Genomic DNA, 321 nt, shown 5'->3' with positions numbered 1-321 from the left:
AGCCCGGTCTCCGGTGCGGTGATCCTGAATGACATTGACGGTGATGCACTGACGGCCAGCCTGGCAACCGCTCCGACGAACGGTACGGTGATCGTCAACACGGACGGGACGTATACCTACACGCCAACGGCTGACTTCAACGGCACGGATACGTTCACGGTGTCTGTCGATGACGGCAATGGCGGAACAGACACGGCGACTGTTACCATCACGGTGAACCCGCAGAATGACGCGCCGACGGCTGCTGATGATGCAGTTACCACCAATGAAGACAGCCCGGTCTCCGGTGCTGTGATCGTGAACGACATTGACGGTGATGCG

At 59.2% G+C, this 321-nt stretch carries 1 protein-coding gene; it reads left to right on the top strand.

Annotation, left to right across the window (positions count from 1 at the left end; genetic code table 11):
- The coding region (locus R2A130_RS16615; protein ID WP_009465358.1) for a cadherin-like domain-containing protein at positions 1-321 on the top strand (321 nt) is incomplete at both ends.

This window comes from Ahrensia sp. R2A130, assembly GCF_000179775.1.
In the GTDB taxonomy this organism is placed as follows: Bacteria; Pseudomonadota; Alphaproteobacteria; order Rhizobiales; family Rhizobiaceae; genus Pseudahrensia.
This window is presented reverse-complemented; position numbering and strand designations above follow the sequence as displayed.